12 protein-coding genes are annotated in these 12,394 nt (G+C 72.8%); 4 read left to right on the forward strand and 8 right to left on the reverse strand.

Features of this window, described 5'->3' with window-relative positions; translation table 11 throughout:
- Positions 1-442: 442 nt before the first annotated feature.
- Entirely contained in the window at positions 443-1,447 is a 1,005-nt protein-coding gene (locus ACGFZP_RS38240; RefSeq protein WP_392941720.1) for a stage II sporulation protein M, read from the reverse strand.
- Between the two features lie 366 nt (positions 1,448-1,813).
- Here ACGFZP_RS38240 and ACGFZP_RS38245 point away from each other — a divergent pair, with 366 nt between their 5' ends.
- Entirely contained in the window at positions 1,814-2,746 is a 933-nt protein-coding gene (locus ACGFZP_RS38245; protein ID WP_392941722.1) for an RDD family protein, read from the forward strand.
- Positions 2,747-2,772: 26 nt separating this feature from the next.
- Here the strand turns inward: ACGFZP_RS38245 and ACGFZP_RS38250 are convergent, their stop codons facing one another.
- On the reverse strand, positions 2,773-3,408 hold the full coding sequence (locus ACGFZP_RS38250) for a hypothetical protein (protein WP_392941724.1): 636 nt from the start codon (positions 3,406-3,408) through the stop codon (positions 2,773-2,775).
- A gap of 122 nt (positions 3,409-3,530) precedes the next feature.
- Here ACGFZP_RS38250 and ACGFZP_RS38255 point away from each other — a divergent pair, with 122 nt between their 5' ends.
- Positions 3,531-4,043 carry a SigE family RNA polymerase sigma factor gene (locus ACGFZP_RS38255; protein WP_392941727.1) on the forward strand — a complete coding sequence of 171 codons (513 nt, stop codon included), beginning with the start codon at positions 3,531-3,533 and terminating at the stop codon, positions 4,041-4,043.
- Positions 4,040-5,125: a hypothetical protein gene (locus tag ACGFZP_RS38260; RefSeq protein WP_392941729.1), complete on the forward strand. Its 1,086-nt coding sequence runs from the start codon at positions 4,040-4,042 to the stop codon at positions 5,123-5,125. Before ACGFZP_RS38255 ends, ACGFZP_RS38260 begins: the two co-directional genes overlap by 4 nt.
- 149 nt (positions 5,126-5,274) lie before the next feature.
- On the opposite strand, the gene ahcY is transcribed toward ACGFZP_RS38260, so the two are convergent.
- From ahcY to ACGFZP_RS38290, 6 genes are all read right to left on the reverse strand, one after another.
- Positions 5,275-6,723 carry an adenosylhomocysteinase gene (ahcY, locus tag ACGFZP_RS38265; protein WP_392941731.1) on the reverse strand — a complete coding sequence of 483 codons (1,449 nt, stop codon included), beginning with the start codon at positions 6,721-6,723 and terminating at the stop codon, positions 5,275-5,277.
- A gap of 354 nt (positions 6,724-7,077) precedes the next feature.
- Entirely contained in the window at positions 7,078-8,052 is a 975-nt protein-coding gene (locus ACGFZP_RS38270; RefSeq protein WP_392941733.1) for a cation diffusion facilitator family transporter, read from the reverse strand.
- Between the two features lie 99 nt (positions 8,053-8,151).
- Positions 8,152-9,405 (reverse strand): SIS domain-containing protein, encoded by a 1,254-nt coding sequence (locus ACGFZP_RS38275; RefSeq protein ID WP_392941736.1) that lies wholly within the window; start codon positions 9,403-9,405, stop codon positions 8,152-8,154.
- 125 nt (positions 9,406-9,530) lie between these two features.
- Positions 9,531-9,713: a Trm112 family protein gene (locus ACGFZP_RS38280; RefSeq protein WP_387951742.1), complete on the reverse strand. Its 183-nt coding sequence runs from the start codon at positions 9,711-9,713 to the stop codon at positions 9,531-9,533.
- Positions 9,714-9,799: 86 nt separating this feature from the next.
- Positions 9,800-11,185 (reverse strand): phosphomannomutase/phosphoglucomutase, encoded by a 1,386-nt coding sequence (locus ACGFZP_RS38285; RefSeq protein ID WP_392941740.1) that lies wholly within the window; start codon positions 11,183-11,185, stop codon positions 9,800-9,802.
- A gap of 183 nt (positions 11,186-11,368) precedes the next feature.
- Complete coding sequence (locus ACGFZP_RS38290) at positions 11,369-11,734, reverse strand: DUF3499 domain-containing protein (RefSeq protein ID WP_360192635.1); 366 nt, start codon at positions 11,732-11,734, stop codon at positions 11,369-11,371.
- Between the two features lie 163 nt (positions 11,735-11,897).
- Here ACGFZP_RS38290 and ACGFZP_RS38295 point away from each other — a divergent pair, with 163 nt between their 5' ends.
- Positions 11,898-12,350 carry a metallopeptidase family protein gene (locus ACGFZP_RS38295; RefSeq protein ID WP_392941744.1) on the forward strand — a complete coding sequence of 151 codons (453 nt, stop codon included), beginning with the start codon at positions 11,898-11,900 and terminating at the stop codon, positions 12,348-12,350.
- Positions 12,351-12,394: the final 44 nt, after the last annotated feature.

Raw genomic sequence — 12,394 nt, forward strand, 5'->3', positions numbered from 1 at the left:
TCGAGGCCGGGGATGTCAACATATCTGGCGTTGACTTTTGGCACGCTGTTGAGTTCTCAAGGAACGGACACTTCCTTCGGACCGCCTTCCAGCGGACCCTCCGGGCGCTTCGTTCTTTCGTGTTTCCAGCTTATCAGATCCGCTCGGACGATTTTACCCGACTTTTGTTTCTCTGAATTCCCGCTGGAGGGGATTTCCTTCAACTTCGCTCCGAAGCCTATCAAAGGATTCGGTGTGCTCAGTTCCAGGATTTACCTCGTCGGACGCTTATTCGTGAACCGAGTTCGCGTCGATTTGGCGGTGTCGTAGACACTAACGCCCGGGACGACCGTTGTCCAGTCTGTCCCAACCGTTCTAACCTACTAGCCCACCCGAACCACGTCAATGGTTTGGCTGAGATGCGAGAAGAGTAGCAGGTCAGAGGCCTGCCGATCACATCGACTCAGGCGGCGACGGGCTGCAGGTCGGCCCGGTCGGCCACGTCCACGTCGCCGGTCTCCCCGGTCGCGGCGGCCTTCCGTCCCAGGACCAGGGCGTAGAGCAGGAAGCAGGCCTCGGCCAGGACGCCGATCGAGATACGGGCCCAGGTGGGGAGGCCGGACGGGGTCACAAAGGCTTCGAGGACTCCGGAGATGCCCAGCACCACGGCCAGCCCGACCGCCATGCCGATGACGGAGCGGCCTTCCTCGGCCAGTGCCGTCGCGCGGGTGCGCGGGCCGGGGTCGATGACCGTCCAGCCGAGCCGCAGGCCCAGGCCCCCCGCGACGAAGACCGCGGTCAGCTCCAGCAGGCCGTGCGGGATCAGCAGGCCGAGGAAGGTGTCGAGGCGTCCGGCCGAAGCCATCAGACCGACGCCGAGCCCGAGGTTCAGGATGTTGGTCCAGAGCATGTAGAGGACGGGCAGGCCCAGCGCGACGCCGAAGACCAGGCAGGTCGCGGCGATCCAGGCGTTGTTCGTCCAGACCTGGGCGGCGAAGGAGCTGGCGGGGCGGTCCGAGTAGTACGCCTCGTACTCACCGCCCGGCCTGGTCATCTCGCGCAGCGCGGCGGGCGTGGCGAGGCTGTTGCGGACCTCCGGGTGGCTGGCCACCCACCAGGCGACCAGCGCCGTGGCGAACAGCGAGAGGATCGCGACCGGCAGCCACCAGCGCCGTGCCCGGTACAGCGCGGCCGGAAAGCTGACCATGAAGTACCGGCCGACGTCACGCCAGCCGCTGCTGCGGCTGCCCGCCACCGCGTCGCGGGCCCGGGACACCAGACTGGTCAGCCGGCCTTCGAGGGTGGGATCGGGGGCGGCGGCCTGGACCTTGGCCAGATGGCCGGTGGCCCGCTGGTAGAGGGTGACGAGCTCGTCGGCCTCCTCGCCGGTGAGCCGCCTGGTCCTGGCGAGGGCGTCCAGCCGTGCCCACTCCCCCTGGTGGGTGGCGACGAAGACGTCCAGGTCCATGCGGCAGCTCCATGGTCGGCGCGGGGCACGCGGGCGCGCTGGCAGGCGCGTGCGGACAGGTGCGGCCCAGCATGCCAGAGGGCGTACGGGCGTTCACGGGCGGTGCCGGACCGCGTGCGAACCCCGGGCCGGGCCGGCTGCCAAGGTCCGTCCGCGCGGTGGGCGGCCCGCTCCCGGCCGGCAGTGCGGCACCGCTCGGGACGGCAATCGGGAGGAGGCGTCGCACCGGGCCGGGCCGGCTGCCCGGACCTCCCTTCCCGCCCGGGCGGGCGGCCCCGTATGTTGGCGACTGCAATTCACGGGGTCGTGGGGGCCGATCCGGCGGACGTCTCCCCCACGGGCCATGAACGGGAACGGACGGGTGTCTTGAGCGACCTGGTGACGGGCGAGGCGGTCGTTCTCGGCCTGCGCGCGGCGAAGCTTCCCAGCCGGGCGCTGGCGGTCGGGATGGACCTGCTCGTGCAGGCCGCCGCGCTGGTGGTGACCTCGCTGGTCCTGGGCCTCGCCCTGACCGACCTCGACGGCGCGGCCTTCACCGCCCTCACGCTCGGGCTCACGGTGTTCTTCATGGTCGCGGTCCCCGTGATGATCGAGACCTTCACCCGCGGACGCTCGCTTGGCAAGGCGGCCCTGGGCCTGCGGGTGGTGCGCAGCGACGGCGGGCCCGTCCGGTTCCGGCACTCGCTGGTCCGCGGTCTGGTGGGCTTCTTCGAGATCGTCGTGCTGAGCGGGGTACCGGCCGCGATCTGTTCCGCGGTGTCCTCCGAGGGCCGCAGGCTGGGCGACGTCTTCGCGGGGACGCTGGTCGTCCGCGAGCGGGTGCCCGGTGGGAGCGGGGCCGCGACGGCGCTGCCGCCGGTGCCTCCCCAGCTGCTGCAGGCACTGGGCGGCGAGCTGGTCGCCCTGGACCTCTCGGCGGTGCCGGAGCCGCTCTGGCTGGCGATCCGCCAACTGCTCGGCCGGGTCGGCCAGCTGGACCAGGCGGTGGCGCACCAGCTCGCCGCCCGGCTCGCCGAGGACCTCGCCGCCCGTACGGGCCACCCGGTCCCGTACGGTCTGCACCCGGCGGCGTACCTCGGCGCGGTGCTCGCGGAGCGCCAGCGGCGCGAGTGGACCAGGGCCCAGGGGTACGCGGCGCAGCAGGCCCAGCACGCACAGCACGCACAGCAGGCCCAGCACGCACAGCAGGCGCACGGGTACCCGCCCCCACCGCACCCGGCGGCAGCACCGGCACCGGCCCAGCAGACCGCACCCGCTCCCCCGCAGGCACCCGGCACGGGCTTCGCCCCACCGGCATAACCCGGGCCCGGGCCCTGGCCCCGGACTCAGCCCCCGAACTCGGCCGGCCAGGCGTTCGGCGGCGACTCCAGCTCCTCCAGCTCGACCCCGGCGGCCGCCAGCACGACGTCCCCCGTCAGGTGCACCACCTGCTGCTCGCCCGTCTCCAGGTCCGCGACCTGGTACCGCTCGACCAGCAGCGGACCGGAGTCCGTCTCGTGCGTGTCCACGCCCTCCAGCAGCCAGCCCTGGTCGAAGGTGCGCGGCGCCAGGACCGGCTCGGTGAAGGCGACCAGCCGCACCCGCGCACTCGCCCCCTCCCGCAGCCGCAGCATCCGGGCGGTGGCGACCAGGAAGCCCGGCGAGCGCCCGGTGAAGCCGTGGGCCTGGTCGTGCCCCTCCGCCGCGAGCTCCCCCGCCGGGTCGGCCGGGTCGGTCCGCACCCAGGCCACCCCGTCGACGGCGCCGCCCCGGACCTGCCAGCCGCCCGCCCGCAGCTCCATCCGCAGCGGCCGGGCCCGCGAGTCCAGCGTCAGGTCGACGGTGCCGAGGACCTGGCCGTCCGGTCCGTACGTCTTGGAGACGTACCGCCAGCCGGCCGGTCCGGGCGCGCAGCTGAAGCGTTCCTCGCCGAGCAGGACGTGGTCATGGGTGTCGTGGTGCGAGTACCGGCCGTTGGGCATGGAGCGAAGCCTACGTCCGCGATCAGTGGCGACCGGCATGCAACGTTCGGTGCGGGTGCCCGCATTAGGGGGTGGACGGCGCGCACGGCGCCGTCGGTACGGGTACGAGGGAGGGGGCGGAGATGGCGAAGCAGGCACGCGACGAGGAGTTCACCGAGTACGTGGCCTCCAGGAGCGGCTGGCTGCGCAAGGTCGCCTATTTGCTGTGCGGGGACTGGCACCGTGCGGACGACCTGGTCCAGGAGAGCGTCACCAAGCTCTATGTGAACTGGTCGAGGGCCGGCCGGGTCGAGAACGTCGACGGCTACGCCCGCAAGGTGCTGGTCAACACGTTCCTGGCGGAGCAGCGATCGCCCTGGTGGCGGCGGACGACCCGGAGCGGGATCGAGGCCGACGCGGCGGGCGTGAGCGTCGACCTCGACGCCTCACTCGACCTTCGGCAGGCCCTCGCGGCCCTGCCGCCCCGCCAACGGGCCACCGTGGTGCTCCGCTACTACTGCGATCTGACGGTCGACCAGGCGGCCGACGCGCTCGGCTGTTCGTCGGGCAACGTCAAGAGCCAGACCTCGCGCGGCCTGGAGACGCTCCGCACCACGCTTCTCGTTCGCCCCGCAGCCGCAGAGAGGACGTCATGACCACCAACGAGTCCAGCGGGCTGGCCGAACAGCTGATCGCACTGGCGGACACGCCCGCGCCTCCGGCCGCCCTGAACCCCGCGGAGGCGGTCCGCAAGGGACGGGCCCGGCTGCGCCGCCGGCGCGGCGCCGCGATCGGTGCGGTGGCGGCGGTGACGGCGGCGGTCCTGACCGGCACCCTGCTGCTCCAGCCGGCCGGCGGCACCGCGGCGCCTCCCCCGCCCGCCGCGCCCTCGGTCACTCCGACCGGGTCGCCGTCGCCGACCGTGTCCGCGGCGCCCCCCACGATCGACCCGCTGACCACCGACGTCACGTTCGGCTGGCTGCCGGACTGGGTGGGCGGCCCGTCCGGCGTCGGCTACGAGACCGGCTACCACGGGATCTTCACCGAGGCCATCGGCAAGGGCGATCAGGCCCCCCGGATCTACCTCACCCTGTACCCGGCCGGCCCCGAACCGGAGGTCGAGCAGGGCCCGAACGAGAACCGGCAGAAGGTCCAGGCGCCGTCCGTCAACGGGCAGCCGGCCTTCTGGCTGGTCGACCCAGACGCGCGGGCGCAGGCGAGGCCGGACCGCCTGCTGCGGTGGCAGACGCCCTCGGGCCGGTGGGCGCAGATCCGCGCCTACGGCGGCGAGCCCGCGGACCTGACGGACGAGGTCCTGCTGCGCGTCGCGGCCGATGCCAAGTACGGGAGGTGGGACATCCCGCTGCCGGTGCGGTTCGCCCGGCTGCCCGAGGCGTTCAAGGCCACCGACGTGTCGCTCAACCGGCCGAGCCCCCTCAGGAACTCGCCCTGGTACTTCTGGCTGATGTTCCAGTTCGAGGGCAAGAACGTCTCCGTCAACCTGGAGCCGGTGGACGCCGCTCCCGCCGCGTCCCCGACCGGAACGGACGGCTCGCCGTACACCGACCCCAACCCTCCCGTCTGCCGGGTGGAGAACAACGTGAAGGTCTGCGTGGGCGTGGGGGCGGGTATCGCACCCTCGCTGGAGCAGATCGGCGGCCTTGAGGGCCTGCTCGCCAGGACCACGGTGCTGGGCGTGGACGAGAGCGCCTGGACCACCGACGTCCTGCGGTACTGAGGCTCCAGAGCGAAGACCCGGGGAAACGGGGAGAAGGGGGAGAACGGGGAACGCACGGCGGCCGGCACCCACAGGGGAGGTGCCGGCCGCCGTGCGTTCCGGAGCCGATCAGTCGGCCCGCCGGTCGCTCGACCGGCGGGCCTGGCGGATCAGTAGCGGTAGTGGTCCGCCTTGTACGGGCCCTCGACCGGGACGCCGATGTAGTCGGCCTGCTCCTGGCTCAGGGTCGTCAGCTTCACGCCCAGCGCGGCGAGGTGCAGACGGGCGACCTTCTCGTCCAGGTGCTTCGGCAGCACGTAGACGCCGATCGGGTACTGCTCGGTCTTCGTGAACAGCTCGATCTGCGCGATCGTCTGGTTGGCGAAGGAGTTGGACATCACGAACGACGGGTGGCCGGTCGCGTTGCCCAGGTTCAGCAGGCGGCCCTCGGAGAGGACGATGATGGTCTTGCCATCGGCCTTGCGCCACTCGTGGACCTGCGGCTTGACCTCGGTCTTGACGATGCCGGGCAGCGCGGCGAGGCCGGCGATGTCGATCTCGTTGTCGAAGTGGCCGATGTTGCCGACGATGGCCTGGTGCTTCATCCGGGCCATGTGCGAGGCCATGATGATGTCCTTGTTGCCGGTCGTCGTAATGAAGATGTCGGCCGTCTCCACGACGTCGTCCAGGGTCGCGACCTGGTAGCCGTCCATCGCCGCCTGCAGGGCGCAGATCGGGTCGATCTCGGTGACGATGACGCGGGCGCCCTGGCCGCGCAGCGACTCGGCGGAGCCCTTGCCCACGTCGCCGTAGCCGGCGACGACGGCGACCTTGCCGCCGATCAGGACGTCGGTGGCGCGGTTGATGCCGTCGATCAGCGAGTGGCGGCAGCCGTACTTGTTGTCGAACTTCGACTTGGTGACCGAGTCGTTGACGTTGATCGCCGGGAACAGCAGCTTGCCGTCGCGGTGCATCTCGTACAGGCGGTGGACACCGGTGGTGGTCTCCTCGGTCACGCCCTTGATGGTGGCCGCGATCTCGGTCCACTTGTTCGGGGTCTCGACCAGGGTGCGGTTGAGCACCTCGAGGATGAGCCGGTACTCGTCGTTGTCCGCGGTGGACGGGTCCGGAGCGGCACCGGCCTTCTCGAACTCGACGCCCTTGTGGATCAGCAGGGTGGCGTCACCGCCGTCGTCGAGGATCATGTTCGGGGTCTGGCCGTTCGGCCAGGTGAGCGCCTGCTCGGTGGCCCACCAGTACTCCTCCAGCGTCTCGCCCTTCCAGGCGAAGACCGGCACACCCTGCGGGTTCTCCGGGGTGCCCTCCGGGCCGACCGCGATGGCGGCGGCGGCGTGGTCCTGGGTGGAGAAGATGTTGCAGGAGCACCAGCGGACCTCGGCACCGAGCGCGGTGAGGGTCTCGATCAGCACGGCGGTCTGCACGGTCATGTGCAGCGAGCCGGTGATCCGGGCGCCGGCCAGCGGCTGCGAAGCGGCGTACTCCGCGCGGATGGACATCAGGCCGGGCATCTCGTGCTCGGCCAGCTGGATCTCCTTGCGCCCGAACGGCGCCAGGGAAAGGTCGGCGACCTTGAAGTCACCGGTGATGTCGGTCGACATGCGTCTGCTCCTCGCTGATGGGGGGTGGGGCATGGCCAAGGTCCTGGTGTGCGTCGCAGCACGGCGGGGCTGCACGGGTGCGCGGCAACGCCGGGGCGGCCCGGCCCCGAACGGGGGCAGGCTTCCCTGCTGCACAGCACAAACCGTCGGAGGACCTCTCTCCCTCGACCGGCGCGCACCCTCGCGGGTACGGGCCGCCGATCGACCGCCATCAGCAGCGACGTTCTGGCTCTGGGACGAATCTACACCGGCGGCCCCGGATGCCGACTCGGTATGGGCTTTTTCGGCCCGGGCCTGGACGCGCCCTGGACCGGCCCTGGACGGGCCGCGCCGGAGCGGCCCGGGGTGCTGCGGTCAGTGCGCGCCCGGTACCGGCCCGCCCGGGGTGGCGGCCGGGTCGTCGCCCTGGGCCGCCTTCTCCGCGCTGTAGATGTCCGGCTCCAGGTAGACGGCCCGGGCGATCGGGACGGCCCGGCGGACCCGGACCTCGGCCGCGTCGATGGCCTCGGCGACCTGGACGGCGGTGTCCTCCGCGTTGACGCCGATCTTGGCGGCGACCAGCAGCTCCTCCGGGCCGAGGTGCAGGGTCCGCATGTGGATGACCGTGGTGACGGAGTCGTGGTCGACCAGGGCGTCCCGGATCTGGGCCACCACCTCCGGGTGGGCGGACTCGCCGATCAGCAGCGACCTGGTCTCCATCGCCAGCACGAGCGCGATGACGATCAGCAGCACGCCGATCGACACGGTGCCGATGCCGTCCCAGACGCCGTCCCCCGTGATCACGGTCAGGCTGACGCCGAACAGCGCCAGCACCAGGCCGATCAGCGCGCCGGTGTCCTCCAGCAGGACGACCGGCAGCTCCGGGGCCTTGGCCCGCCGGATGTAGGCCGGCCAGCCGTGCCCGCCCTTGTCCTTGACGGCCTCCCGGTACGCCGTGAAGAAGGACCAGGACTCCAGCAGGATCGCGAGCACCAGCACGCCGATCGGCCAGTACCAGTTGTCCAGCTCGTGCGGGTGGGCGATCTTCTCGTAGCCCTCGTAGACGGCGAACATGCCGCCGACGCTGAACAGCACGATCGAGACCAGGAAGGCGTAGATGTAGCGCTCGCGCCCGTACCCGAAGGGGTGTTCGGGGGTGGCCAGCCGCTGCGAGCGCTTGCCGCCGACCAGCAGCAGGATCTGGTTGCCCGAGTCCGCCAGCGAGTGCACGCCCTCCGCGAGCATCGACGACGAGCCGGAGAACGCGAAGGCCACGAACTTGCTGACCGCGATCCCCAGGTTCGCGGACAACGCCGCGACCAGTGCCTTGGTGCCGCCTTCGGTGCTCATGCTCGGAATGGTCCCTCCGCCGGGGGCCGTTCACCCAGCCCGCGCTCTGCTCTGTCGAGTTCCGTCGAGCGCATACGGTACCGGCCCGCCGACGCCGTCCTACGACCGCGCCGCCGCGAGCCCCAGATAGACGGCGGCGAAGTCGGTGAGCGCGACCAGCTCGGCCAGCGCGTGCAGCGGGTCGGGGCGGGCGCTCGCGTACTCGGTCAGCCGGACTTCGTGGGCGGCGGCCAGCCGGTGCGCCCGGGCGGCGCCGAAGCTGCGCGGGCCCTCGTCGTCGGCCGGCACCTCGGTCGGGCCCCCGTCCTCCTCCTCCGCGGGCGTCTCGCCCGGGACGTGGCGCAGCAGCAGGACCTGGAGGTGCAGCGGGTCCGGCTCGTCGACCCGGTCGCGGAAGAAGTCGTCCGGGTCCGCGCCCGCGCCGAGCTGGCCGGTGAACATCCCGCGGTGCTCGGTGAGCGCCTGCGGCAGCAGCCCGGCGAGGGCGGGGCGGCCGGCCCGGTCGGCGAGCTGGGCGGCGAAGCGGTCGGCGGCGGCCCCGGCCACCGGCCCCTCGGCCCAGAGCAGCGGGACGGTGCCGGCCAGCCGGGCGGCCAGGCTCTTGGCGGGGTTGCGGTACGCGGCCGCGTCGGGGCGGCAGCGCACGGCGGCCGCGTCGAGCAGGTCGGCGGTGGCGGGCAGCGAGTCGTACGCCAGCTGGGTCACGCCGATCTTCTGGGTGAGCGCCAGCAGCGGGGCGAGGTGGGCCCAGAGCGCGGCCGGGTCCTCGGCGGGCAGGTCGGGCTCGGCGGCGGAGCCGGGCTGCGGCGTTCCGTCGTCGGGCAGGGCCGACGGCACGTACGGCAGCGGCAGCGCCCGGACCTGGAGGGCGGCCTCGGCGAGCGGGCTGCCGGCGGGGGCGGTGACGACGATCGCGCACCCGCGCGCGTAGGCCTGCTCGGCGAGCGCGATCAGGCCGCGCTCACCGCCCTCCGCGGAGCTGATCACCAGCAGGTCGAGCGGGCCGGCCCAGCCGGGGAGCTGCCAGGCGAACCCGGCGGTGAAGGCGGGCGGCGCGACCGACCGGTCGGTGCGCGGGACGAACGCCGCGTCGGTCGGCGCCAGCGCGGTGACCAGGCTGGCGGTGCCGGCCAGCGCGGCCAGGATCCCGGCCGCCGTCAGGGCGCTGCCGTGCCCCGCGACCAGCACGGAACGCGGCCGGCCGTCGGGTCGCAGCCGGTCGACACCGGCCGCGTCCGCGAGCCGCAGCGCGGTGCGGACCCGGGCGCCGGAGCCGGCCAGGGCGAGCAGGGCGCGGTCGTGGTCGGCGCGCTGGAGGGCGGCCGGGTCGTCGAGCAGGGTGTCGTCGAGCATGCGGCGGGCCTCCGGCTGCTGGCTGGGCGCTGCGGGCTGAGCGGTGGTGCGACCTGCGGGTGCGGCCTGGGTGTACGGCCTGGGCGTGCGGGCGACCGGCGGGCGCGGGCGTCCGCCCCCAAGGATCAGGCCGGGCGGCGGGCCTCGTCCACCAGCAGCACCGGAATTCCGTCGCGGACGGGGTAGGCCAGGCCGCAGCTCTCGCCGGTGCAGAGCAGTTCGGGCTGCTCCTCGGTGCCGCCCTCGGTGAGCGCGGCCCGGCACTGCGGGCAGACCAGGATCTCCAGCAGGAAGGATTCCAGCTTCATGGGGTTCGGGCTCCAGTTCAGAGGGGTGGCACGGCGGTGCCCCGGCCGAGAGGAAACCCTACCGGCCGGGGCACCGCGAGCCTGCGTCAGGCGCGGACGATGGCGAGCACGCCGTCGCGCAGCTCGGCCATCCTCGCCGGGTCCTTGGCCTCGACGTTGAGGCGCAGCAGCGGCTCGGTGTTGGAGGCGCGCAGGTTGAACCACCAGTCGTCGCCGGCGACGGTGAGGCCGTCCAGCTCGTCGGTGGTGGTGCCCTCCAGGCCCGCGTAGGCGGCCTTGACGGCGGCGGAGCGGTCGGCCTGGTCGGCGACGGTGCTGTTGATCTCGCCGGAGGCCGCGTAGCGGTCGTACTCGGCGGTCAGCGCGGAGAGGGTGCCCTCCTGACCGCCCAGGGCGGCGAGCACGTGCAGCGCGGCGAGCATGCCGGTGTCGGCGCGCCAGAAGTCGCGGAAGTAGTAGTGCGCGGAGTGCTCACCGCCGAAGACGGCGTCGGTGACGGCCATCTCCTGCTTGATGAAGGAGTGGCCGACCCGGGTGCGGGCCGGCTTGCCGCCGAGCTCCCGGACCACCTCGGGGACGGTCCAGGAGGTGATCAGGTTGTGGATGATGGTCGGCTCGTCCTCGCCGGCGGCCTTGGCCCGGGCGATCTCGCGGGCGGCGACCAGGGCGGTGATCGCGGACGGGGAGACCGGCTCGCCGCGCTCGTCGACGACGAAGCAGCGGTCGGCGTCGCCGTCGAAGGCGAGACCGATGTCGGCGCCGACCTCGCGGACCTTGGCCTGCAGGTCGACGATGTTCTTCGGGTCGAGCGGGTTGGCCTCGTGGTTGGGGAAGGTGCCGTCCAGCTCGAAGTACATCGGGACGAGCTCGATCGGCAGGCCGTCGAAGACGGTCGGCACGGTGTGGCCGCCCATGCCGTTGCCCGCGTCGACGGCGACCTTCAGCGGGCGGATCGCCCGGAGGTCGACCAGGCCGAGCAGGTGGTCGGCGTAGCCGCGCAGGGTGTCCTGGGCGGACAGCGCGCCGGGCTTCACGTCGACGGCGGGGACGGTGACGGTGTCGTCCTCGGCGGTCCAGGACTCGACCAGCTCGCGGATGTCCGCGAGGCCGGTGTCCTGGCCGACCGGGGCGGCGCCGGCGCGGCACAGCTTAATGCCGTTGTACTCGGCCGGGTTGTGGCTCGCGGTGAACATCGCACCGGGCAGGTCCAGCTTGCCGCTTGCGTAGTACAGCTGGTCGGTCGAGCAGAGGCCGATCTCGACGACGTCGGCGCCGTAGGCGGCCGCGCCCTCGGCGAAGGCCCGGCTGAGCGAGGGGGAGGACGGTCGCATGTCGTGGCCGATGACGATCGCGGAGGCCTCGGTGACCTTCACGAACGCGGCGCCGAAGGCGCGCGCCAGGCTCTCGTCCCACTGGTCCGGCACAACGCCTCGAACGTCGTACGCCTTCACGAGCTGCTTGAGGTCGCGCACTGCGGCTCCACCCTGGTGTCTGTCTGATCGACGGGCTGATCGCCCATGGTCACGATACGTCCGGGTGCCATGCCGTTCGGTACCCGGTAGGGGGGCAGCGTACCGGGATCCGGCGAACGGCCGGTGCCGGGAGGAGCCCTGACCAGGGCCTGGGCCCGGCCGAACGGGCGGCGGGGGGCCGGGTCAGTTGTCCGGCGAGCGCAGTACGCGCAGGTGGCCGCGGCGGCCGGCCTCGGTGGACTCGCCCTCGGGGCCGCGGCCCTGACGGGGGGTCTGCGGGCGGGCGGCCTCGCGGACGGCGTTGGCGAGCGCTTCGAGGTCGTCGCTGCTGCGGCGCAGCGGGCCGGCCTCGGCGGCGAGCCGGACGACCTCCCAGCCGCGCGGGGCGGTGAGCCGCTCGGCGTGCTCGGCGCACAGGTCGTAGCAGTGCGGCTCGGCGTAGGTGGCGAGCGGACCGAGGACGGCGGTGGAGTCCGCGTAGACGTACGTCAGCGTTGCGACGGCCGGCCGGCCGCACGCGGTCCGCGAACAACGACGTACAGAGCTCACGAGGGTGGACGGTACCGCACTCCTCGCCGGGGAGCGAAGACCGGCTGCCCGGCGGGTGTGCCGTGTCGCGGTCCGCGCGCCCGTCCGTGCGCCCGCCACCCCGGGCGTTTCGGTGTCGGGGTGGTCCACTTCCGACCGCCCAAGGACTACCCTCGGCAGTGATATGGACAGCTCTGCACCGCAGTCATCGACGGGACCTTCGCGCCGCCCCCGGCACCGCGACCGGCACGGCAGGGGCCTGCGCGGCCCGCTGGCGCCGCCGCAGGTGCCGATCTCGCTCACCCGCTCCGAGTTGTTCGACGACTACGTGCGCGAGTCGGTGGAGCGCCTTGAACGGCGTTGGCCGCAGTTGATCGAGGTGGAGTTCGCCGTCCAGGAGGTGCCGCTGCACGCTCCGGAGGACGCGGAGGCGGACGGCGGGGTGCCGCTGGGCCGGGTGTCGGCGGGCCGGCAGGGGCGCAAGAGCCAGATCGTGGTGTACCGGAGGCCGGTGGAGATCCGGGCGAAGACCCGGGAGGACCGCGCGGCGCTGGTGCACGAGATCCTGATCGAGCAGGTGGCGGAGCTGCTGGGGCTGTCGCCGGATGCCATCGACCCCCGGTACGACGAGGACTGACGGGTCGGCACGGGTCGACGGCCGAGGGGCGGTACCCGGGCCCG

Origin of the sequence: Kitasatospora sp. NPDC048239 (assembly GCF_043202015.1) — a bacterium.
Taxonomy (GTDB): domain Bacteria; phylum Actinomycetota; class Actinomycetes; order Streptomycetales; family Streptomycetaceae; genus Kitasatospora.